Origin of the sequence: Arthrobacter globiformis NBRC 12137, assembly GCF_000238915.1 — a bacterium.
In the GTDB taxonomy this organism is placed as follows: Bacteria; Actinomycetota; Actinomycetes; order Actinomycetales; family Micrococcaceae; genus Arthrobacter; species Arthrobacter globiformis.
The window spans coordinates 18,701-42,209 of sequence record NZ_BAEG01000110.1 but is presented as its reverse complement, the minus strand read 5'-3'; the positions used below and the strand labels follow the sequence as shown (position 1 = coordinate 42,209).

At 59.4% G+C, this 23,509-nt stretch carries 16 protein-coding genes; 4 read left to right on the top strand and 12 right to left on the bottom strand.

The features are described 5' to 3' along the window. Nucleotides 1–182: 182 nt before the first annotated feature. The 4 genes from ARGLB_RS20445 to ARGLB_RS20430 all read right to left on the bottom strand — a co-directional run bounded on the left by ARGLB_RS20445 (nt 183) and on the right by ARGLB_RS20430 (nt 5,789). Nucleotides 183–1,493: an MFS transporter gene (locus ARGLB_RS20445; protein ID WP_003806003.1), complete on the bottom strand. Its 1,311-nt coding sequence runs from the start codon at nt 1,491–1,493 to the stop codon at nt 183–185. 138 nt (nt 1,494–1,631) lie between these two features. Continuing rightward, nucleotides 1,632–2,831 carry an NAD(P)-dependent malic enzyme gene (locus tag ARGLB_RS20440; RefSeq protein ID WP_003806002.1) on the bottom strand — a complete coding sequence of 400 codons (1,200 nt, stop codon included), beginning with the start codon at nt 2,829–2,831 and terminating at the stop codon, nt 1,632–1,634. Between the two features lie 343 nt (nt 2,832–3,174). Next, complete coding sequence (gene budC / locus ARGLB_RS20435) at nt 3,175–3,984, bottom strand: meso-2,3-butanediol dehydrogenase (protein WP_003806001.1); 810 nt, start codon at nt 3,982–3,984, stop codon at nt 3,175–3,177. Nucleotides 3,985–4,058: 74 nt separating this feature from the next. Then, a complete protein-coding gene (locus tag ARGLB_RS20430) occupies nt 4,059–5,789 on the bottom strand; it encodes a thiamine pyrophosphate-binding protein (RefSeq protein ID WP_003806000.1) in 1,731 nt (576 codons plus the stop codon). 1,213 nt (nt 5,790–7,002) lie between these two features. Between ARGLB_RS20430 and ARGLB_RS20420 the strand changes: the two genes are divergently transcribed. After that, nucleotides 7,003–7,827 carry an IclR family transcriptional regulator gene (locus ARGLB_RS20420; RefSeq protein ID WP_139023432.1) on the top strand — a complete coding sequence of 275 codons (825 nt, stop codon included), beginning with the start codon at nt 7,003–7,005 and terminating at the stop codon, nt 7,825–7,827. A 222-nt stretch (nt 7,828–8,049) separates the two neighbouring features. Here the strand turns inward: ARGLB_RS20420 and ARGLB_RS20415 are convergent, their stop codons facing one another. From ARGLB_RS20415 to ARGLB_RS20400, 4 genes are all read right to left on the bottom strand, one after another. Continuing rightward, on the bottom strand, nt 8,050–8,898 hold the full coding sequence (locus ARGLB_RS20415; RefSeq protein WP_175305039.1) for a polysaccharide deacetylase family protein: 849 nt from the start codon (nt 8,896–8,898) through the stop codon (nt 8,050–8,052). A 104-nt stretch (nt 8,899–9,002) separates the two neighbouring features. Continuing rightward, complete coding sequence (locus tag ARGLB_RS20410; protein ID WP_280959917.1) at nt 9,003–9,827, bottom strand: alpha/beta fold hydrolase; 825 nt, start codon at nt 9,825–9,827, stop codon at nt 9,003–9,005. 53 nt (nt 9,828–9,880) lie between these two features. Further along, nucleotides 9,881–10,435, bottom strand: a complete 555-nt coding sequence (locus ARGLB_RS20405) for a quercetin 2,3-dioxygenase (RefSeq protein WP_003805994.1) — start codon at nt 10,433–10,435, stop codon at nt 9,881–9,883. A gap of 268 nt (nt 10,436–10,703) precedes the next feature. Further along, nucleotides 10,704–11,255: a carboxymuconolactone decarboxylase family protein gene (locus ARGLB_RS20400; protein WP_050934436.1), complete on the bottom strand. Its 552-nt coding sequence runs from the start codon at nt 11,253–11,255 to the stop codon at nt 10,704–10,706. Nucleotides 11,256–11,571: 316 nt separating this feature from the next. Here ARGLB_RS20400 and ARGLB_RS20395 point away from each other — a divergent pair, with 316 nt between their 5' ends. Next, a complete protein-coding gene (locus ARGLB_RS20395; protein WP_003805992.1) occupies nt 11,572–12,435 on the top strand; it encodes a fumarylacetoacetate hydrolase family protein in 864 nt (287 codons plus the stop codon). Between the two features lie 501 nt (nt 12,436–12,936). On the opposite strand, the gene ARGLB_RS20390 is transcribed toward ARGLB_RS20395, so the two are convergent. Then, nucleotides 12,937–14,754 carry an FAD-dependent monooxygenase gene (locus ARGLB_RS20390; RefSeq protein WP_003805991.1) on the bottom strand — a complete coding sequence of 606 codons (1,818 nt, stop codon included), beginning with the start codon at nt 14,752–14,754 and terminating at the stop codon, nt 12,937–12,939. Between the two features lie 569 nt (nt 14,755–15,323). On the opposite strand from ARGLB_RS20390, the gene ARGLB_RS20385 reads away from it, so the two are divergent. Both ARGLB_RS20385 and ARGLB_RS20380 read left to right on the top strand, forming a co-directional pair. Beyond that, nucleotides 15,324–15,887 carry an NAD(P)H-dependent oxidoreductase gene (locus ARGLB_RS20385; RefSeq protein WP_003805990.1) on the top strand — a complete coding sequence of 188 codons (564 nt, stop codon included), beginning with the start codon at nt 15,324–15,326 and terminating at the stop codon, nt 15,885–15,887. A 720-nt stretch (nt 15,888–16,607) separates the two neighbouring features. Next, entirely contained in the window at nt 16,608–17,975 is a 1,368-nt protein-coding gene (locus ARGLB_RS20380) for an MFS transporter (protein WP_003805989.1), read from the top strand. Between the two features lie 626 nt (nt 17,976–18,601). Here the strand turns inward: ARGLB_RS20380 and ARGLB_RS20370 are convergent. The 3 genes from ARGLB_RS20370 to ARGLB_RS20360 form a co-directional block, all read right to left on the bottom strand. Further along, entirely contained in the window at nt 18,602–20,602 is a 2,001-nt protein-coding gene (locus ARGLB_RS20370; protein WP_003805987.1) for an FAD-binding monooxygenase, read from the bottom strand. A 222-nt stretch (nt 20,603–20,824) separates the two neighbouring features. Beyond that, nucleotides 20,825–22,198 carry a pyridoxal phosphate-dependent decarboxylase family protein gene (locus ARGLB_RS20365; RefSeq protein WP_003805986.1) on the bottom strand — a complete coding sequence of 458 codons (1,374 nt, stop codon included), beginning with the start codon at nt 22,196–22,198 and terminating at the stop codon, nt 20,825–20,827. Between the two features lie 17 nt (nt 22,199–22,215). Continuing rightward, nucleotides 22,216–22,746, bottom strand: coding sequence for a MarR family winged helix-turn-helix transcriptional regulator (locus ARGLB_RS20360; protein ID WP_175305038.1), 531 nt, complete (start codon nt 22,744–22,746; stop codon nt 22,216–22,218). Nucleotides 22,747–23,509: the final 763 nt, after the last annotated feature.

Genomic DNA, 23,509 nt, shown 5'->3' with positions numbered 1-23,509 from the left:
GCCCCGAGTTCCTCTGGCTTTTCCTGCACGCTTCATCACACTCCAGGGCGGTCGAGCAAAAAGTCTAGGGCGGGGTCATCTGACTGCCTGCGCCGCAGAGCAGACAGCGACTCCGTTGTGTGCGGACATGCCGAGAACGAGGAGTCATAGACCGGAACGGAACGCGGGCAGCTATGGCTTACTTACTGGTCACCGGATACTTTGAGCTCTTTCTGACCGGCATCCCTGGAGAAGAGCACGAAGACCAAACACAGCAATGCGATAACCGCCCCATACACCGCGGGAAGGAGAACGATACCGGTCGCAACCAGCGCCGTCATTATCAGCGGCGTAGGTCCGCCGAAAAGGCTCGTTGCCACTTGCCAACCCACCGACGCGCCAGTGGTGCGAGTGTCTGTCGCAAACATCTCCATCAGGGCAGTCGCCGCAGCTGTCATGTTCAGCGAAGCGAGCACCAGAGCGATGACCACGGCGAGGATTGCAAGGGCCAGGCTTCCTGATTTGAACATCATGAACGCCGGAACAAACCAAATGGCGATCGCGCCGGAAGTGAAAAGCAGTAACGTGCGGCGTGAGAAACGGTCCACTGCAAGCCCAAGCGGCACGGTGACTACACAGAACGTACTCAGGCCTATCAAAGCGACGATCTGGGAATCACCGGAGTTAAAACCCTGCACAACTGTGAGATATGAAGTTGCATAAACAGCGAAAACCCCGAGCGAGAGGGTCTGCACCCCAGCGAGGCCAACTCCGATCAGTAGATTCTTCCGGTCACGCCGGAACGCGGTGGCCAACGGAGTCTTTTTGATCTGGCCTTGCGCCGCTAGTTCCTGGAAGTGTGGAGTCTCTTCAATTTTGGAACGAATGTACAGACCAATGAGTCCCACCGGCAACGCCACCAGGAACGGGATCCTCCAACCCCAGCTTTCGAAAATGTCAGAAGGCATGACTTTGGTACAGAGGGTCGCCACAACGGAACCTCCGAGCATCCCCATGCCAATGGCCAGGGTCATGAAGCCGAGATAGAAACCACGACGCTGCGCGGGTGCGAATTCGGCAACCATGGAGGCAGCACTGCCATACTCGCCTCCCGCAGACAGGCCCTGGAGCAGGCGCATTACTGTCAAAAGAATGGGGGCCCAGACGCCGATCTGGCTATAGGTCGGGAGCAGCCCAATTCCGGCTGTTGCAAGGGTCATCAAGAGGATGACGGCAGCGAGCACCGGCCGCCTACCATACTTGTCGCTGAGTGGTGCGAGGATGACCGCTCCGAGCGGCCGAATGAGGTAGGACGCAAGGAAAGCACCGAAGGTCAGCAGCAGCGAGGCCATCGGATCACCAGTGGGGAAAAACTCGTGCGATATCGCGGCGGCCATAAAGCCGTAGATGATGAAATCGTAATACTCGACGAACGTGCCAACGCCAGCACCGACGACTGCGCGCCGAGCCCTGTTTGGAGGAGCTTCCATGGAAGTCGGAGCGGTCTGGCTCATTTCTTTTCCTTTTCTTGGAGTGTGTCGTTGTCATGCATCGCATGTTGACCAGGAGTTCATGATTCTCCGACGGCGAACGCGGCGGCCTTCTGCCAGCGAGCCGGCCGCAATCGAATCTCAGCCGCGGACAACGCGGAATTATTGCAATTCGACGGCGGCGACGACGGCTGCGGTCACTGCCGGGGCCACCCGCGGGTCCAGCGGGCTGGGCACGATGTAGTCCGCCGAGAGATGTTCTGCGGCGAGGTCGGCGATGGCGTAGGCGGCGGCCAGCTTCATGGCCGGGGTGATGCGGCGGGCACCGGCGTCCAGGGCGCCGCGGAAGATGCCGGGGAACGCCAGGACGTTGTTGATCTGGTTGGGGAAGTCGCTGCGGCCGGTGGCCACGACGGCGGCGTACTTCACGGCGACCTCGGGCAGGACCTCGGGGTCCGGGTTGGAGAGCGCGAAGACGATGGCGTCCTGGTTCATCAGGGCGAGGTGCTCTTCGGCCAGCTTGGAGGAGGAGACGCCGATGAAGACGTCGGCTCTGGCGAGGGCCTCGGCGGGGCCGCCTTCCACGCTGCGGGGGTTGCTGCGCCCGGCGATGCCTGCCTTCTTGCTGGCCGGGTCCGCGGCGAGGTCCTTGCGGCCGGAGTTGATGATGCCGCGGGAGTCCAGCAGGACCACGTCGGTGATGCCGGCGGCCAGCAGGATTTCGGCGACGGCGATGCCCGCCGCTCCTGCGCCGGAGACCACCACCCGCAGGCTGGCGAGTTCGCGGCCGGTCACCTTGGCGGCGTTGGTCAGGGCGGCGAGGGCAACGACGGCGGTGCCATGCTGGTCATCGTGCATCACAGGGCAGTCCAGCGCCTCGATGAGCTTTTCCTCAAGCTCGAAGCAGCGCGGCGCGGAGATGTCCTCGAGGTTGACGGCGCCGAAGCTGGGGCGCAGGCGGACCAGGGTTTCGACGATTTCGTCCACGTCCGTGGTGTTGAGCACCAGGGGGATGGAGTCGAGGTCACCGAAGGTCTTGAACAGGGCGGACTTGCCCTCCATCACGGGCAGCGAGGCACTGGCGCCGATGTTGCCCAGGCCCAGGACGGCGGTGCCGTCGCTGACCACGACCACCAGGCGCTCGGCCCAGGTCAGGGTGCGGGCAAGTTCCGGCTTGGCGTGGATGGCACGGCTGACCTCAGCCACACCCGGAGTGTAGGCGATGGACAGGTCGCGCTTGTTGGACAGCGGGACCGTGCTGGCGATGGAGAGCTTGCCGCCCTGGTGGGCGTCGAAGATCTCGGCTTCGGTCAGCGCGGTAGCTGCAGAGTTGTCGCTGGCTGTAACTGCATCAATGGACACGTCGTTGTCTCCTTGGGCTCGGGTGCATGGCACGGCTGTGATTCGAAGGGTCGGGCGAACTTCGGGTAAGGAGGTTGGTGCGACAGGAAGCCCAAAGGGTGGGTCCTTGAATATGTCCGGAGTTAGCCACGGCGTGCGCTGTCGCCCTTGATCTCGGCTCGTGACGCGTTTGCTGGAGTGCGAACCAATGTGCATGCCAGGTCAGCTGTGATGCGCCATCCGTGAATTAGATGGTCACCATGGGACGGAGAATCTATTGGTTCAGGTCCGCATCGCATTTCATTACGAATTCACCTTCACAGATGGCGCAACACATTTACTTGGCTCTTGGGGGAGTCGCCGTTTACTTACGGTTGGGGAGTAGCTGCAGGAATTGGGGTTGGCCGGTACCGGCGGTCAGTCCGCCGTCGACGGGAATGGTCGCGCCGGTGACGTAGGATGCTTCCTCGCTGAGGAGGAATGCGATGACTGAGGCGAGTTCCTCGGGTTTTCCTGCACGCTTCATGGGGATGCGGCGGTCGTATTCCGAAGCGATTTCCTCGGACTGTTGCATCCACTTGACACGGGGGGTGTCGGTGAGGCCGGGGCAGACGACGTTGGACCGCACCCCATCCATGGCGTGGTCGAGTGCCAAGGTTTTGGTCAGGTTGATCACGCCGGCCTTCGCGGCGTTGTACGCGGCGAATCCGTTGTCTGCGAACATGCCTGAGATCGAGGAGGTGTTCACGATGCTTCCCCGAGCCTTCTTCAGCAGGGGCATGGCTTCCTTTGCCATGTAGAAAACGGAATCGAGCGTGACGGCGATAACTGCGTGCCAGCGTTCGACTTCCAGGTTCTCCACCGAACCCCAGGAGCCGAGACCGGCATTATTTACGAGTCCATCAACTCCGTCGTAGTTGGTAGCAATGGTGCGGAAATAGTCCTGTATGGCGTTGTAGTCGGTGACATCGAGTTCATCGAGCCGGAGGCGCTCAGCCGGGACGTCGAGGTCCGCGAATGCTTCCTTCAGTGCCGTGACGTTCAGATCGGAGGCGAGCACGGTTGCTCCTTCGGCAAGCAACCGCTCGGTCGTGGCGCGACCGATACCGGAAGCGGCAGCGGTGACGACGATGACTTTGCCCGCGAGTCGATCCGTGGAAATTTTCAGGGTCATGATGGGTTCCTATCTCTGGCAGTAGTAAATGCCGGGTATCGCTGTTTCCCGGTTAGCCTGCAAATGGGCTGGTTTTAGCGGGGGATGTTTTCGTAATAGGGGACCATGATCTGCTGGGACTCGTCCTCGACTGTTCCCAACATGTTGATCAGTCCGGGGCTGACGACTTCCGGGTCGGTCATGACTTCAACCACTGCGGGGATTCCGGCTTCGAATGCGCGTTCCAGGGCGGGTTTTAGATCGTCGAATGACGTCACGCGTTCTGCATGACAGCCGAAGGCCCGGGCGATGGCAGCGTAATTGCGTCCGGGAAGTTCAGAAATGGCACTGTAGTCCTTGCCGTACATGATCTGTTGACCGTGAATGGACATTCCCCAGACCTCGTTGTTGAGGATCAAGGTCACGATCGGTAGGTTGCGGTTGACCATGATGTCCAGTTCCTGGAGGTGGAACCCGAAGCTGCCGTCGCCAGTGACCACTGCCACTCGACGCTCCGGTGCGGCGATCTGGGCGCCTATGGCATAACCGGGGCTGACACCCAGGCCTCCGAAGTAGCCGGTGGTGATGACACGGCCTGGTCCGCTGGTACGAGCCTGCTGCGCCGCCCACTGGCCGGCTTCGCCTCCGTCAATTGCGTACACAGCCTCCGGACCTGCCACTTCCGAGAGGGCAGCAGCTGCATGGAACGGGTGGATGCCTCGCTCATTTTCTGTTTCGGGGTAACTTGCCGCGTGATGGTGCTGAAGCGAAACCGCCAGGCTCCGCCATTCGTCCCATACCGGGTACTCGTCTTTCGCGATCGTCCCGTTCAGCCCTTCGAACACCGTGCGGACATCGGCGGCGATGGCCAAGTCAACATCCCTAATGCGGCCGATTTCTCCCGCGTCACTGTAGATCTGTACGATCTTCGCGTCCTCCGGTATGACACCGAAGCCGCTGCCGCCTAGGAACAGACCCAGGCGGGTGCCGGCAAGGACAACCAGGTCCGGGCCCGCAGATCCGTTAGCGCTAAGCCCCGCGAGGTTGGATGCCTCGTGACCCTCGCTACGGTGTCCGGAGGGAAGCAAGCCGAGACCGCGCTTGGAAGAAAAGACAGGAATGCCCGAGTTGTCGGCAAATTCGAGCAGTGCTGCCTCGCAGTTGGAGAAGCGGGCGTCGCCGCCGACAATGATGGCTGGGCGCTTCGCAGCGAGCAGCAGGTCCTTGAACTCGTTCAGTTCCCGGGGTGCAGCGGCCGGGCGCGGGCGGACAAGCAAACCTGTTGGCTTTTTGACACGATCCTCGGTGGTGATCATGTGCAGTACGTCGATCGGAAGTTCCACCACTACCGGCCCGCGGCGACCCGTGGTGGCATGCCGGATGGCGGCGGCCAGAAGGTCCGGGATGCGCTCAACATTGGTGATTGACACGGACCATTTGGCCATCGGCTTAGCAATGGCCATCTGATCAAAGCCGCCCTGCAGTTCATTGGTCTCTTTCTCCCGGAGGGGAGGGGCGCCAATGAGGAAGAGCGTGGGTGACCCGTCTACGTAGGCGTTAAGGATCGCCGGAACCGCGTTCGCAAATCCAGGGCCGGCCGTAATGGCACACACACCGAGCTCACCGGTGACTCGGGCGTAGCCTTCCGCTGCGTGTCCGGCTGAAGACTCGTGTCGGAAATCCACCAACTTCAAATCATGAGCACCACAAGCCCGGTAAAAACCCTCAAGGTGACCACCGTGAAGAGCAAAAATCTGCTCCACCCCAGCGGCACGCAAGGTACGCGCGACTAGCTCGCCACCTTCGACTTGTTTCTGATTGGCCATGATGAAATCCTTCGTCCTCGGGAGAATATCGGTCGGTCACATACGAATTCAGATTCGGCAGGTCAACCGTGCAAACGGAAACGCGGAAATTTATAGACCGGGTCACTCCTGCGGTATCACCGGTCAACGGAGCTGCACGGCCTGTCCGATTTCGAACGACGCTATCGTCCTACGATCACCCGGGACAATAGTCTGATCCCACACACTGGAACGCGGAAGGCTTTGTCTCGGTTACCGCAAAAGGCGCACTCCGAGCACGAAGTCATCGCTAAATCGTTCCCCAGGACACCTACGTGCTGGGTGATTGAGCCGGCGGGCGCCAAAGCCCTTATCCATTCCGTTCCGGGGCAGGACTGCGGACTACCGCCGGGGTTTGGGCGCCATTGCCGTATGCATGGCATTCCAGATTAACTTCGGATTGACCGCGGTTACGTCGCCGGCTCTTAATGACGGCAAGTGAAGCTGCCCATGGCGGCGACCTTAAAATCCCGCCCCATGGAACTGATGCCGTGCCAATCCGACAATTCCTGTATCTAGTAATACCGGGGTTGATTAGTCACGAGCTAGCTGCTCATGCTCGTAACGTCGTGCAGCAAAATGTTCACTTGCGCACGGCGGCGGCACCAACCACGGAGTCCTTGGTTGCTCCTGTCGGCACCATCTACCCCCCACCTTGAAGATTTCAGCAACCGCATCAGGAAGGAAGACGCATATGGCTGTCCAAGGCACCGCTCGTAACAGCATGCACTGCACGGACCAATGGCAAGCCCTGGCTGGGGAGTGGGTGGAGGTCAGGCTTGGCGGTCACCTGTATCGGACGGGAGTCGTCGACGACGTGATGCCAGACGCGTCAGGCTTATGGATTGCCCGCGATGGACTTCTTCCACGTAAGTTCATAGACGCCGCATCAGGCTTTGAGGTTTGGACCAGCCTTTATCCACGATCCGGATCCGATGGCTTCTAGCAGCTGTCCCGTGGAGTGCCAAAAGGCAATGCCTTCATAACTGCGCCGGAGCGTGGGGGGCCTGCGGGTAGAAGCCGATTTAGATCTAAAGACCTGGACTGCGACCAGCGCCAGTTCGCCATATCTGCAAGCGAAACAAGTGGAGGGTTCGGAACCAGATATGCTGGGGTTTCGCCCAGATGGCTGGTGGTACCAGCGACGGAACGATCACACGAAAATTGTTTTTCTGGTCTCTAACTGGAGTCAAAGTTGTCTTCAACACCGCAAGAAGTTCCCACAAGCGCAGAGACGTTTGAGGTTGATTCTGGTCCCTCCAGAGATCCTCTCGCCCAGCGCATCATGGCGATACTGGAGGCTTGTGCAGCCACATGGAAGCCCGTCACGCTCACCGAATTGGTCGAGTCAACGGGCCTGGCTAAGAGCACCGTGCACCGCATGTCCTGGAAGCTCGTGGAACTCGGAATGCTCCAGCACACGGAGGAGGGCTTTTTGATCGGGAACAAGATGCTCGCCCTCGCGAATGCCAACCCCGTTATGGCTGAGGTGCGTGCATTGGCTATGCCACGTCTGCTCGATCTACAACGCATCGCGGGGGCATCGCAGCTTGCCGTGCTTAGCGATGGGAGCGCACTCATAATTGACGGAATCTACACTTCCCAGATGCGGGCTCAACGACTCATCGGCCGGGCGCTGCCCCTTCATTCCACTGCCGTAGGTAAGGCCCTGCTAGCCAGCCTGCCGCCGAGTGAGCGGGAGCGGTACCTCAATCCGGCCCTGTTGGTGCCGAACACCGTCAAAACCATAGTGCAGCCCGCACTCCTGCGCAGGCACCTTGAGGGAATAGTGAACGCCGGGGTCGCAGTTTCAAACGAGGAACATCAATTGGGTGTCGTGGGTATAGCTGCTGCAGTTAGGGTTCGCGAAGGCACTACGGTTGCGATTGGATGTGTTGGCTCGTCCTCGAATCCCGCAATGCTGACTTCCCATCGTGCTGTACGTGAGAGCGCGGCCTATCTCAAACGTGCTTTCGAGGAGAACGAGGCAGCCCGGCGCCGGCTAACCGTCCGGGACTAGTTCCGATCAAAATCACGCGTACGCCCTGCCGGTGACCGTGTAACCGACGTACGATCCGTATCCAGAACGCCATTGCAACAGCCGCGGTTCTTCAATAAGGGCATTCGATCGGGGACCGGGCTCCCTTTCGGCCCTGGGAATCCGAAGCAAAGGTCTGTGTCTCGATCGTGTGGTGGCGCCCATTCGGTTAGTCAGGTGGGCGCCACCATAGCCGTATCGATGCTAACGCCGAATGTCCTTGTAGAAAGAAGGGTTCCAATCGGTGGGAGGATCGAGTGTCTCTGTCTCAGAAAAATCGGCGCGGTGTTCGATCATCCAGGTCGAAATTTCATTTGTTGTAGCTACCCAGATCCGGGGGTCCGCGGTGACCTGCCGTACGACTTCTTTCAAAGCTGCTGCCCGCGCTGGATCTGTTGCCTCCGGAGTGGGGGACAGGTAGAAGGGGTGCGACAACGTGGAGATGTACCCCCCATCGCTGACCACGTGTTCAATTTCTCGCAGCATTCCTTCGACATAGACATCCGGGGTGACCACGTGGTCGCCGGGTTCATGGTTGCGGTACTTCGCGAAGGCCGGCGCGTAATAGGAAACGTCTGCGGCTGCGTTCACCGATTCGAGCACAGCCAGTCCATTGTCTGTTACCCCTGTTTGCACCCCAACTAAGGAAATGTGGTTCAAACCCAAGTCCGGAAGCACGGTTTTTGAACTGGATGCAGCAATGCCGCCAGGGGGGCGGAGGCCCTTGATTTCGATGCCAAAACGCGCGTAGTCGTCGACGCAGCGTCGCAGGTGGTCGTATTCCTGGTCCGGCGTCAGATTGCACCAGATCTCGTGTCGCATACCGTGACTGCCAATTTCATGCCCTGCATCCACTATCGATTTGATCGCATCGGGATAGACGTGGAGGTTCCAGGCTTCCACAAAAAACGTCGCGCGAGTGCCGGCGATAGCTTCCAGGACGGCCGGCAGGTCCCTCACCACACTATGATGCCGTCCCACTGGGACGTGTGTTGGCCATCGGCCAAATTCGATGTCTGAAGCCTCTCCGAGGTTATCGAAGGTGATGCTCACCGCGGCTTGCTTGCCGTCGGGTCCCCATTTTCCCATTGCTGCCTTCCAAAGGTTGGGCCGATTCACAGTGCCCAACGACCATGTCTCAGTTTCGAATGTTGTCTTTACAGCCCGGCCTGCGTCGGACTGCAGATCCGCGTTCTGTTAGGAGTCGCCGTGAGGCGACCGATGTGCCCCGCGATCAGGCCGGTGACTGTCTGTGGTTGCTCAACGTTCACCAAGTGGGCGCCCGGGTCGATGACAACAAGCGTCGCCCCCCCGATCCCGTTCGCCAGGCTTTTGAGTGTCGATGGGGGTATACCCGGATCACTGGCTCCGCCGATGACCAGAGTTGGTGCGCTAATGGCGGCGATGTTCTCGCTGGAATCCCACTCGGCAAGCGCTTCGGCGCATGAGGCATACCCTTCGGGGACGGTGTCGGTAACCCAGCGTTGCGCGCGCAACAGGACATCCGGGTTTTGTCGCCCATAGTCCACGGTGAACCAGCGCCCGGCGATCCCCGCGCCGAGGCCGGTTGTCCCTTCAGCCCGGATGTTTGCCGCACGTTCGATCCATGCAGCCTTGTCTCCGAAACGGGTGGTCGTCGAAATTAAAGTAAGTGTGGCCACGCGTTCGGGTGCCTGCAGCGCCAACTGTTGCGCGACAGCACCACCTAGCGAAAGACCGACGAGATCTGCTGTGGCGATATCTAAATCATCAAGCAGAGATATCACGTCGTCTGCAAGGCCGCCCATCGTGTATGGCCCAGGCACGACTTCAGAGTCTCCCAACCCTCGAATGTCAGCCCTTATCCAATTAATACCTAATGCAGTGAAAGCGTCGACCTGGGGTGTCCACATTTCACGATGAGCTCCTAAAGCTCCAAGAAAAAGAAGAGCACGACCGGACTGGTTGATAATCCTAGAGTCGTAAGCCAAGCGTACGGACACGTTGCCCCTTTGTTTGTCTGTCAGAGACTTGCGAGCACCAGCAACTGCCACAGCTATCCGGCGTTAGCCGTGCGCTGCCGCTCCGCTTCCTCGCAAAGTTGAAACAGTGGATAGTCCGGCATCCAACGCACGTCGATAGTGTCCTCGCTGGCCCGCAGCTGCTCGATCGTGGTTGGCCTATTTGGATCCAGATAGTCAACAATCCGCTCGAAACCGCCCGGCGCTATGATGCCAATCTGTTTGCTGTTTGGTGCAGCAAATGCCCAGGCATGGATCCACCCGCGCGGAAGTGTACCGAACTCACCGGCGTGGACATCGTGGATGTAACGGTTGCCCTTCTGGTCATCGAGCCACACCCGAATGACTCCGGAAATCACGTAGAGCGCTTCGGAGGTCCGCTCATGGTAGTGCGGCATTGTGGGTGCGGATTCGTCGCCCTCACTGACGATGATGGACATGTCACCGTTGGTATCGACTGCGCGTGCCCAGAGGCTACGGCTACTGTTGTTAGCCTGTGAATGTTCACCTTCCCCCGGCGCGAGAACATAGGCCTTACCGAGGCCACGCTCATCCAGTGAGACTTGCTTCAGTGTGTCCTGATGATGCATTGGTTCCCCTTCTCTAAATCTGAAATCCGCATTTTGTTCGGCTGGCTCCACGCTAAAGCCGCAGAATCGGTTCCTCGCAGGAATGCGTCCCGTCCACTGGAATAACTCCAAATAATCCAATCCGCGTCCCGTGAAAATTGCTGCCGGCCAGCTGGTCGGGTGCCCAGACGGCTGAGCGTCCGCCGCGGTTCGGGTCCAAGTTCAGCGAAGCTGGGGTCTGGACACAGTGATTGGAGGACACGCTTCAGAAGCTGGACTTGCCCGGAAGCTAGGTCTTCGCGGCGGGAAGTTGTGGTTGGTAGTCCGGTTCGGTGTCCAGATCAAGGATCTGCGTCATGATCTCGCCCTGCATGTACCAGCAGAGTGTCATGGTCAGTTGAACCATTTGTTTGTGGTCAAGATGCTTCGCAGCTGCATCCCATTGCTCCTGTGTGACAGAACGGCCAAGACCAACACTGCGTCCTAGCTCAATCACGGCAGTTTGTAGCGCGCTGAACGCATAAGTCGGATCGCCCTGCTGACGAAGTACTGCCAGCTGTTCGGCTGTGATTCCAGCCTGTATCGCATCCTTTTCATGGTGGGCGGATATATACCCTCCGCCGCGCGCATAGGACATCGACAAGATTGCCAGCTCACGTAATTCTTTACCTAGTTCACCAGCCGCCCGCAGAGACTTGGCGTAAGTCAATAGACCATCAAGCTGGGCTGGCGCGTGCGCCAGCGCCAGGAAGATGTTCGGCGTTGGAATCTTACGTTCGCGCTCCAAGCGGTCGTAGATCGCGACATCATCGCGGGCGTCGGAACGTTGTCGATAAGGCACACGGGCCAATGTATTCTCCTGATCCAGTTGTGGGCGACGGGCAATCTCGCTCCATCCGCGACCCAGTGTGTTGATGCGAGGAAAGGACGCCCTGACCTCGTCTGGCAGTTAATCACCGTCAGAACCTGAATGACGACGGGGGAATCCCATCCTGCGGAACCGAGTCGTAATCGGTCGAAGAGCAGGGCTGCATGGCTGATTCCATTGGTCCCACACCGTGGGACCCACTGCTGGTCTTGTGGCCCACCAGCTGCTTCGATCTGAACACTTACGAAACATGTTTCGAACACGAAGAGATCCAGCAGGAAGGTCCACCATGAAGGTAGCCGTCTACGAGAGAGACAACGGGCAACGCGGTATTGGCGTGGTCGAGGGGGCAACGATACGGGACTTAACTCAATGGGTGGGACAGAGTCAGCAGTGCCTGCTGGGCGCCTACATCGAGAAGGCACAGGCTGAACGGCCGCCTATCGACGGCGAACAGCTTTCCATCGACGAAGTAAAAATGCTCCCGCCCTCCATCGGCGCCAATGCGATAATCTGCGTCGGCGTGAATTACGCAGAACACGCCCGATTGGTGGCCGAACGGACTGGCACTCCGCAAGCAACTGAAGACACAGCTCCCGCTCTGTTCCTCAAGGTGTGGAGCTCTTTGACCGGTCATAACCAGCCAGTGGTCCGACCTGCCGTGTCTGACTGGCTGGATTTCGAAGCCGAGTTGGCTGTCATTATCGGAAAGAAGTGCTTCGCAGTTCCCTTGGCTGAAGCCCTTGATGCGGTAGCCGGCTACTCCATCGGCCAGGACGGAAGCGTTCGCGACTGGCAGCGCAATTTGCCCACACCCACAGCAGGAAAAAACTTTAATCGTTCTGGAGCTCTCGGGCCTTGGATGGTGACTGCAGACGAAATTCCGGATCCGGCAACGCTACGAATCACCTCCAAGTTGAATGGTAAGACGATGCAGGACGCTCCCGTTTCGTCGATGATCCACGACGTCCCAGCATTGATTCACCACATCTCCCAGTTCATAGAGCTAACACCAGGGGATGTAATCTTCACCGGCACTCCGGCAGGATCGTACGCCGACCGCGGAAACTCCCAGTGGCTCGTTCCGGGAGACATAATCGATGTAGAGATACCCGGTATTGGCGTGCTTTCGAACCACGTTGTCAGCAGCTAAGACAGACTTTTTCCTACCGTGGCGACTACTGGAGGCCGGGGAGGAAAACTTGGCGGGGACATCAGTTATAGAGGAACAGGCTTTTAGCCTGCACAGATAGCCGGTCACCCTTTCCGCGTCTATACAAGAAACGTCCAGTCCCCTGACATCCCCCCTTTCCGGACTCCTGACGGAACAAACCAGAGGTGCTCTCCTTCGAGGAGGGGACTGTCAAGGCTGGCGGGACCGCAGTCCTAGACCAGGAGGGGATTCGCCCGGTGAAAGGCGCCAGGTTTCCAGTGCCATGACCTAGGCCAGGAAATGCAAGACGGACCGGAATGATGCCATCTGGTGGGAACCCGCTGGGGCCAGCTGCTGTTCTTGTCCGGTTTGATCGTGTGTCGACCATGTGGTGTTCGGTCGTCGCCGGGAGTGTTGTGACAGTCCCGGCGACGTTCCGGATTTTCCTGATTGTCAGGCCGCGGTGGCCCGTGGTTTGTGGTGGGGGTTTGTTATTTTGCCTTACTGGTCGGTGCGGCCGGCAAGGGCTCCGGCGGTTGAGCCGCTGAATGAGGAAACGCTGGAAGTCATGGCCATGTTATCGAGTGCCAGGATCTGTGTGAGCGCGGCTCTTAGCGTCTCTTCGGGTGCTTCTCCAGCGTGGTGGGAGCGCCATGCCACGTGGCGGTCCGGGCGGACGAGCAGCGCGCCGTCGTCGTCTATTTCGCGGAGATCTGTCCATGTTCCGTAAACGTCGTCGTATTCGGCTCGAAGGCCGATGCGGATTATGGGCAGCTCGATTCCAAGCTCTGCGCTGAGCGTATTTGCTGCGTCTTCCCATGCCTGTCCGTCGGCGCCGACGACGAGGCTGAAACGGGAGTGGCCGACCAGGTCAAGCGTGGAGACCAGGGTGTGGTCATGTTCTACCCAGGCGTGAGGGAGGTATGCTCCGGGCCGTGTCGTGGGTTCGTAGTAGAGTTCAGGATCGCGGCTCGGTTCAGGGGCAGGGGTGCCGTCGCTGACGACGGCACTGGAATTGTAGCGCTGGCCCAATTCGACGCCGAGAGCGTTGGCTCGGTAAGTCTCAAGATGAACTGCCTCTTTGAACTCTTTTCGCCTCTCGCGGCCACGGGCGGTGTTGTCGAAAATTTCGTTCATGGCCTTCAACGCTTCGTCTGCCGTCTGCCCTTCTTTAAGGCCCAGCGCTTGGACATAGTTTGAACTGTTGCGCCAACTCTTGATGGCTCGGCTTACCACCTGCGCACCAATGGGCTGACGTTCTTCTGTGTAACTGTCCAGGAGGCCTTGACCGGCTTTGCCCTGCAAGACCCAGGCCATTTTCCAGCTCAGGTTGTACGCATCCTGTACTGCGGTATTGGTCCCCAGTCCCCCGTAGGGCGGGTGGCGGTGCGCGGCGTCGCCTGCGAGGAACACGCGGCCGTTCTGGTAATTGGTTGCTACTACATTGTTGACATACCACCTGGTGACAGCCTTCAGCTCGATGTCAATATCCGGGTCACCGATCGCGCGTCGGGCGTTCTCCATGATCAGGCTCTCTGAGGGCAGTTCCTCGTCTTCCCACGGGAATACGAACATCCATTCGTCCCAGGGGCGCACGTTGTTGATGTTGCCAGGTCCGGATGCGCCGAAGAGTCCGGGCACCGACAGCGAATAGATGATGCCTGGCCGGTGCTCTACGTACTTTGTAAGATCCACGCCCAGCCAGCAGGTAGCCATCCCTTTGAGTCCGGCCTGTCCGGTGAATTCGAAGCCCAGCTGCTCGGCGATGGGAGAGCGCGCACCGTCGGCTGCAATCACATACTGTGCGCGGACGATGTATTCCTCCTTCGTCTCCCGATCTTGAATCCGGGCCGTTACGGACTCGGCGGTCTGCTCCAGATGAACGAGCTCCTGCGAGTACCGCACGTCCGCTCCCTGCTCCCGGGCACCTTGCAGCAGGACGGGCTCCATCTTGTGCTGCGGGCAGTTGATGGGCTCGAGCGGGCCTGCGGCGGCGTAGTCTGAAAGCCTTTCTTCGGAGGCCCCGTAGCTCTTAAAACGGGCAAGTTCCTTGCCGGCCAATGTAGTCGCGAACACGTTGTTGTGCAGCCAGGACAGGGGATACCCGGCTTCCCTGACTTTGGCTTCCACTCCAAGATCACGGAAAACTTCCATCGTCCGCTTATTTGTGATGTGCGCACGGGGTGTGGGAGCAGGCCCTGGGTAACGCGAAATCGTGATGGCGTTCACCCCCTGAGTGGCCAGGCTGAGTGCCGCCGTTAGTCCAGTGGGGCCAGCGCCCACGACTAGGACATCGGTCTCAATGGTACGGATGGTCATTTGCGTATCAACTCCAGGTCATCGTCAGAAATGCATACCGCTGAATGGGTTGCGCTTGCATTCAAACGGATAGCCTCCCCGAAAATCGCTATGTGAGGTCCACTACATGGGACACCGGCCCGGAATCCCGTTGGATGGAACAGCCCATGATGTTCCCTTCGATGGTGACTGACATCATATGACTATCCGTGGTGAGCATCACCCACGCGGGCAGGCACCAAGAGCCACTCTGCCCTCGTTCGCGACGTCCACCCGGCCCCGCCTGCGCGACGTCCACCCGGCCCCGCCTGCGCGACCTATGCGGTCATCGCTCCACTTACTTCAGGGCCGTCTCACTGCTTGTAAGTCCAATCACCTATCTTGTCCGGCGGGCAAACCCGGAGGCCCGGGGCTACGCTAGCCCTCCAATCACGTCCCACTGAACGGGACATACTCGTGGTTCAGCGTCACGAGCGAGTACTAACGTAGCCGCGATCGACAATATCGATTACCAGCGGCTGGCTTTCCCGAAAGGGCTAGCTCCGCAAACCCATGCAGTGAAATCGGCCTGTACGCCTATAGGAGTGAAAATGCCCACCAACAACATCCTCATCTTGGTCGGCAGCCTTCGAGCCAACTCCACAAACCAGCAGCTTGCCGAAGCAATCGCGCTGAACGCGCCGGTACAGGTTGACGTAATCATCCACGAGCCTCTTGGGAACATTCCCTTCTATAACGAGGACATCGACGTCGAGGGCCACGTTCCGGCCGCCGCAGCAGCCCTGCGCGCCGCTACCAAGAAAGCGGACACTCTGCTGCTTGTCACTCCTGAGCACAACGGCACCATCCCCGCAGTTTTGAAGAACGCCATTGACTGGCTGTCACGCCCCTACGGTGAAGGGGCGTTAAAGGGCAAGCCGACGGCCGTAATTGGAGCTGCATTCGGCCAATACGGAGGGATCTGGGCACAGGACGAAGTCCGCAAGGCCATCGGCATTGCTGGCGCAAGAGTCCTCAATGATGTCAGCCTGGCAGTCCCGGGTTCGCTCGCCCGCTTCGCTGAAGTCCACCCAAAAGACGACGCCGAGGTTGTGAAGCAGATCAAGGGGGTCCTCGACGCAATCGCCGAGGCCCGGTGCATGGCAGCGCCCTAGCCTCAGTAATGACTCGACGCGTCAAGATGCTACATGAAGAGTGAGTTTCCACTCCCGTCCCTTAAGAACTGATTGTTGATCCCCAGGCTATAACTCCGGCGGCGGCCGGGTGAGATGCGCGTGGTCTCAGCCGTACACCTTCGCCACCGGGCTCCGTTTTCCACGGTACGGCGCGAGATAATGGGCACACAAATAGCGGGTACCAACTCCCGGGAAGGCATTTGCCTGTCCGGTCCGCGTAAGCCCATGCGCTCGGGCCTATTGGCTGACAGACCGGAAGGGCGTTGCCCCTTCCTGCCCGTTGCTATTGCGGGCAAGCAAGGGGACGCGCCCCATTCGCTGAGAGTCCACTCGCCGTGGCCTGGTCAGTCCTTCTTGAAAGCGTCCTTGACCTGCTCGCCGGCCTGCTTCAGATCGCATTTGGCCTGGTTGGCTTCTAACAGGACGAGGTGCTTGCCGAAGTTACGGACCTGACCGGCCAAAAAGTCCTTGACCCCACACAATTACGCCGACAGGCCGGTCAGTGACAGATCCTTGTTCCCTTGCCAGCCGGACAGCTGCATTTGGTTCCACCGCATGGGACGGCGGCTTAGGTCACCGTCATGTGACGTGCTCTCCTGTAAAAGCAGATTTTGTGATTCACATCTCATCGAGCCAATCTCGGCTTGTGGAAGTAATGGATCAGTAAGAACTGAGACTTTCGACTGTTAGGAGCTTGGAATGGAACTGAGAGAGCGGATCAGGAACGGCTGTATGACGGGCCTTCAATTCCGTGTCGTATTAATTTGTTGCTTTTTAGCGGTCCTTGAAGGGTACGAGATCATAGTCATGGCGTTCGTTGCTCCGACCCTCGCCACCGAGTGGTCATTGAATAGCGCGGCCGTGGGGCTTCTTTTCAGTGCTGGATTGCTTGGCATGGCAATAGGCGCGACCTTTCTAGGCGGCCTTGCTGACCGGATCGGGCGTCGAAACCATATCCTTGGATGTCTACTATTCGGTAGCCTTGGGATGGCTTTAACCGGGATGGCCACCGACATGACGGCGCTTGTAGCGTTCCGTGCCTTCGCAGGCATCTGGCTAGGAGCCATTGTTCCAAGCCTGAACACTTTGGTTTCAGAATTCGCTCCGGACCGCCGCCGGGGGACTGTGATGGGTATCTTCGGCGTGGGGCTACCACTTGGTGGGCTGGTTGGAGGCCTCGCTACTGGCCTGTTAATTGAGACTTGGGGTTGGCATGGTCCTTTCTTCTTCACCGCGCTGCTTTCGATGATCATGTTTCTGGTGGTCTTCTTTTTCTTGCCTGAATCCGTTGAATTCTTGATAACCAAACGTCCGGCAGGAGCGCTGCATAAGTACAATAGGATTGCCGGGCAACTAGGGTTACCAATTTCCCGCGAGCTTCCCGAGATCGAGGTAGTTGACGAGGGACGAAGCGGCATCGGTGTCATCTTCTCCGGAGTCTATCTTCGACGCACCATTTTCCTCTGGGTGGGTTACGTTTTGCTTATTGCCACCTTCTATTTTGCTAACTCCTGGACGCCAACGTTGGTTGCCCAAGCTACCGGCAATGCCGCGGACGGACGACTGGTCGGATCCGTCACCGGAGTGGGTGGCATTCTGGGATCGTTGGGCTTCGCAGCTCTGTCCGCCCGAATCAATCCGCGTCTGGTGATTGCCGGGCTGATGGCCCTTGGGCTCCCGACGTTCTTTGCCTTCGCTGCCCTGTTCGACACTGGGTGGGCGATGCTCGCGACCATCTTCGTTGGCATGGTCACCGCGGGCGGCGTGGTGGCATTCAACGCAATAATCCCCCACACCTACCCGACCGCTGTTCGCGGTGCAGCTGTGGGGCTCATCACTGGATTGGGACGCATTGTGGCCATCCTCGTACCTCTCCTCATGGGCTATTGGTTCGCCGCTGGTGCGAGTCCAGTGCTTACATTCCAGCTTTACGGATTTGTCGTCCTGCTTGCAGGAATCTGTGTCTTCGTCCTGCACCGAACTTATCCTTCGCGGGACGCTGCTCCAGCCGAAGATTTCAGCTCCATAGAGCCAGAGCAGACGCAAGGCCTGAGAATCAAATCTTGAACGCAAGTCGTTAGGCGCAGACGATGGCTCCAGCGCTAACGAGTCGCCGAAGGCTTCCCTGACATGATGACTGGATCCAAGGCCGATTGAAGGGTTGTCAGGGGGCAGGGACAGGGCGCAGATACCCTGTCCCTAGTCTCCTATGGCCTGGATTCTTGTTGCCGAGGCTCTCTCGACCGTTTTGCTGGCTTGCCTCCGTTCTTCCGCGGCTCAATTGAAACCCAGATCGATGGCTCTTACTGGCATCCCGCCCATCGAACAACCGCACCGCATTGGCAAGAGCACAACATTATTGGAGCCTTTTGTGCGGCTGCGGCCAGTCGACGGCGAGACTCCCGATGACCTGCAGTGGCTCCCGAAACGGGAGTGTCTTGATCCGGACGACAGACCTGAGGAGGATCTCGCCCTCGAGCAGCTGTTCGCGCTGGGCTCCGCGGTGACACGCATAACAGGCTGCAAGGAGCCTCTTTACGGTTCTCCCCCACCTGATGTGGCGAGCCGATAATAATGATTCTGTAAAGCTGGGGGAGTGACCCGCATACCAACCCGATTGTTGCCGGTGCCCTTGCTCAAAATACCCTGCGGTCCGCCTTGGCTCATGCCTTGGCGAATCAGGGGCTTACCGGTCACTTTGAGAAAGTGAGATCGTCCTTACGCCCGTTGCTGATGTGGACGGCGGCCGGGGTGTGCGTGTCGGGCAGCGCAGCGGGTGGAAGCTTCTCTGACTTCTTGTCCGGCATGAGGGGTGCAAAGAATGCGCCCAGTTCCGCCGTTGCCGTGAGCGGCAGGACGTTTGCCACGTACTGGTCGGGACGGACCACCACTATGACGCCGCCGCGGTCCACGCCGCGCAGGTCGAAGATGTCCGAGACGGGATCCGTGGCGTAGACCTTCTCGTGGTCCGTGAGCCGGTACGGTCCTACTTGGGGTTTGAACACTGCGGGAACGGCGTTGATGTCGACGCTTATGTGGTCCTGCTGGTAGATCACCTTCAGATCGAACCATGCGTCGGGGTCGGCACCTTCCGGAGTGGCGGCGAGCGGCGATTCGGATGAGTTGGCAATCCACTCGGCGAATTCTTCGGCCGGTGAGGCGGTTCCGGTTCGCGGGGTTTGGGGTGTCGCGGGATCGGCGAAGACATAGATGCGCCAGCGGCCGTCGGCCGTTGCGTGGTGGCCGAGGTGCAGCGGGTTGCTGTCACCCACCCGTACGACAGGCGCGGACTTGAAGCGCTTGCCGATGGGGAAGCCTGTTGCCAGGTGCTGGTGTTCAGGGGCGGCCACCAATACTGAGGGAGCGTACTCGGTCATGAATCCGGCCGGGAACTCGGCGGTTCGGACGTAGAAGTCCTCAAGCTCCGAGGGGTCTTCTAACTCCTCCGGCTTTCGGGCCATGAGTGTGGACCATTCCTTGTCGAAGTCGATGAGGTTCTTTGCCACCACCTGCCGCTCTTCGGCGTAGGTAGACAGCAGGCTTTCAGGGCTGCGGCCCTCGAGAACGTGGCCGAGCTTCCAGGCGAGGTTGAAGCCGTCCTGCATGGAGACGTTCATGCCTTGGCCGGCCTTGGCGCTGTGCGTGTGGCAGGCGTCGCCGGTGATGAACACCCGGGGGGTCCGTGCCCCGCGGTCCTCGGGCAGGACATCGTCGAAGCGGTCCGTGAGCCGGTGGCCCACCTCGTACACACTGTGCCAGGCGATGTTGCGGACGTCGAGGGTGTAGGGGTGGAGGATCTCGTTGGCCTTGCGGATGATTTCATCGATGGACGTGCTGCGCACGGCGCCCTTGTTGTTGGGGTCCACCTCGCCTAGGTCAACGTACATTCGGAAGAGGTGGCCGCCTTCGCGTGGGATCAACAGGATGCTGCCGCCGGTTCCGGACTGGATGGCGCACTTGAGGCGAACATCTGGGAAGTCCGTGACTGCCAGGACATCCATGACGCCCCAGGCGTGATTGGCCTGGTCTCCGGCGAGGGTACAGCCGATGGACTCGCGGACCTTGCTGCGTGCACCGTCGGCGCCGATAACGTATTTGGCTTGGACAATGCGTTCCTGCCCTTCGTGGGGGCCGGAGGTGTGGACCAGGGTCACCGTGACGGGGTATTCTCCCTCCTCCGCGACGCTCAGGGAACGAAACTCAAAGCCATAGTCGGGGGACATCCGTGTGGGCGAATTGGCCATGAACTCGGCGAAGTAGTCCAGCACGCGGGCCTGGTTAACGACGAGGTGGGGGAATTCGCTGATGTCGGCGGGGTCATCCGGGGTTCGGGCAATGCGCGTGATGCGCGAGGGGTCCGTGGGGTCGGGCTTCCAGAATGCCGTCTCGGTGATCCGATATGCCTCGGCGATGATCCGCTCGGCGAATCCGAAGGCCTGGAACGTCTCTACTGTGCGGGTCTGAATGCCGTCGGCCTGGCCAATGGCGAGCCTCCCGGGACGGCGCTCCACGATGCGCGTGGTGACACCTGGGAATTGGGACAGTTGCGCGGCCGCGAGCATGCCGGCGGGCCCGGTTCCGACGATCAGCACGTCGACCTCGCTGGGAAGCTCAACTGGCCGGTTGATGCCGACTCCTGCTGCCGGCTGGATCCGGGGGTCCCCGGATACATAACCGTGATGGTGAAACTGCACGGGAAATTCCTCACTTCGTTGTAAGTCGGTTAGCGTCGAAGCTCTTCAGAACTAGACGCTGTATCTGAAATTTGACTCTCCGCATCTGGATGCCCCGCCCAATGCCTGTATTTCCTTGAGGTACTCGTCCAGCTGCGTTTGAATCAGCCACGGTCAGGGCGTGCGCGGGAAGTCAGCGGTAATCCGGATTCACGGCCCAGCGCGGGCGACAATGCTGCACGTTTAGCTTGTCCGTGAGGGCTGTTGCTCCATCGACGCAATGAGGCGGCGGCCGAATTCTTGGGCCAGTTGGAGGTGCTCGGGTTTCATGGCACAGGATCTCAGGACAGTGGTGTAGTCACTATCAACTACGACCCATGGATGGTTCCTCGCAAGCCACTTGCTGTCGACCCGATACATCGCCAAGTGCCAGCCGTCCTGGGCCATAGCCGCGAACGCATCTTCTGTTGCCGCAGATATTTGCCCGGTGGTAGGACGTCGAGGGAAGACGCAAACAATGTCAAGTTCGGGTTCGACCACGAGCTCAGCACCGTCGGCGGCTCTGACGATGTCAGCTATCTGTAGTGCGGCCCTTCGGCCGTCGGCGATAATCGATCCCATTCCCTCGCGTGACAATCCCAGAGCTTCAACCGTGGTCCAAAATGCAGCCGCCGATGCTCCCGCCCTGGAGCACTCCAGACTGATCTCCCCAAGATGGAGGTCAGACGAAGTGAAGTACGTGTAGGGGGAACTGTGCGAGTAGAGCTTGCCGACAGACGGGTCAGCGAAGAGCACAGATCCGCATCCGTACGGTTGAAGTCCGTGCTTGTGCGGATCCACGACGATTGAATCCGCCCGGCGTATGGCCAGGAATGGGGCAGAGTCAACGAGCGGTTCCGGACCAGTGGCCAGGAGAGTGTGAAATCCTCCATAAGCTGCATCGATGTGTAGCCGGGCTCCGAATTCGGCTGCCAGGTCCGCGGCCTCATGGACTTGGTCCAGTGCGCCAAGACCGGTCGTGCCCAGAGTCACGACAATGGTCCCGACTCCGCCTCGTGCCAGCCTAATCCTCAGATCCGCCATCGAAAGACGGCCCCAGTCATCTTCCGTGATGGTTTCGTGCGGGGTTCCGAGCAACCGGCACATACGCTCGTGGGTGTAGTGGGCGTTTGTTCCGGACAGTATGACCTTGCCTGGATGCAATTCCCTGGCAACCCAGAGCGCCTCAAGGTTAGCGATAGTACCGGACGAGGTCAGATGGCCCAAATGTTCCTCATAACCGAACATCGCCGCAAGTTTGGCCACGACTTCCTTTTCGAGGACCGCGGTGGCCGGGCCTCCGTCCATGGCATGGTTGTTCGGATTTATCAGTGCCGTGATGGCCTGCGCAACCCAAGCCACAGGGTGCGGGGGCTTAAGGAGTTGGCCGATGTACTTTGCGTCCCCGTACGGATACATGTTGGCCAGTCGTTCAACCAGGGAGGAAAGGGCAGCTGAGCCTGATGAGTCAATTGCTGGTCCTCCGGCCCATAAAGTGGAATACGCCTCCAAGTCTTTGGCGCGTTGCCGCAGCTCGTCGATCACGGCGTCGTCCAACCGGACGTCTTGAGCCCTCATGAGTATCTCCTACAGTTCTAGCTGGTTCGGGGAGCCGGGTGGTGCAGCAACAGCTTGCGCAGCAGTTCGGCGAGGATCGACGCTTCGGTTTCGGTGAGCCCCGCGGCCCAAGCTTGCTCGCGCTGGTTGTTGATCTGGAAGAGATCGGCCACCATTTGCTCGCCTTCGTCCGAAAGCTGCACCACGGTCTTGCGCTTGTCCTCTGGATCCGGCGCTCGGGTAACGAGCCCGCTCTTCGCCAATGTGTTGAGCAAGCTGGCTATGGAAGCCGTGGAAACGCTGGACAACCGGGCCAGCTCGTTTGGGTGAACCTGCCCCACCGACTTGATGGTGAACAGCAGGCGGTAGCCGGCAAAGCTGATGCCCATGGGGCGGTGCACCGAGACTTCCATGTCCGTGGTCATCCTGTTGGCGGCTCGGATGAGGTTGAAACACAACGCCATGGCGGACGAATTGACGTCCGGGTACAGCTCAATGGCAGCGGCACGGGCCAGTGATTCGTATTCAGAGGACCCTATGCGCTTCATCTTCTGGGCATTGGCAGTCATCCGGAACGGTTCCTCAGTGGTTGCAGATTCCTCTGCGTCTTCAGCCATCACACCATCTCCAATAACAATCAAAGGACAGTAGCCCGATTTAGCTAGAAGTCTAGCATAATTTCACTAGCTGCGCCAGCTGGAGCCGAAGAAAGGCGGGCAAGCCGGCCCGCCGTCCCGGCCCAATTGGCAGGAGAAGAAACGCCGAATTGACTGCCCGCACTGTGGACGGCTTTACCGCACTGGTGCTGGGAATCCCTTCAGAAATGAAGGTGCTCCGAGCGCGGCGCCTTCTCATCAAGCACTGGGCATAGGTGGCCTCCGGAGCACCCCAGAAAAGCTAGATGTCTAGTTAGTGACCGGGTAAGATCGGTGGTTCAGGAGCGCCACCCTTTGTTATCCCACTGGACACGCCCAGTCCGCGGCTGTTCAGAATCCGAAGTTGCCGAATGGAACTTCAATTTCCAAGCAATGGCGTGTCCTCGGCGATGCGTTACGACAAACTTGCTTTCATGTACCGCGGGGAGAAGTTCCCTGCGCAGCCAGCTTCTTCTCGGCCGGCGCCCATGGAAACCCGGAACGGCACCACTCACTGCAACCCCTAAACCATGGAAACATGCCTTAAATGCAGGAAACCTGTAGCTTCAGCGCTCAACGCCGCAAATCCGGACAGCATCACTGGGGGTTCGGCGTACGAAAAAACCCTATCTGACCCGCGAAAACGTCTAATACGCTAGAGGCCGGGAGTTCTCGCAGCTACTTCTACTCCAGTTGT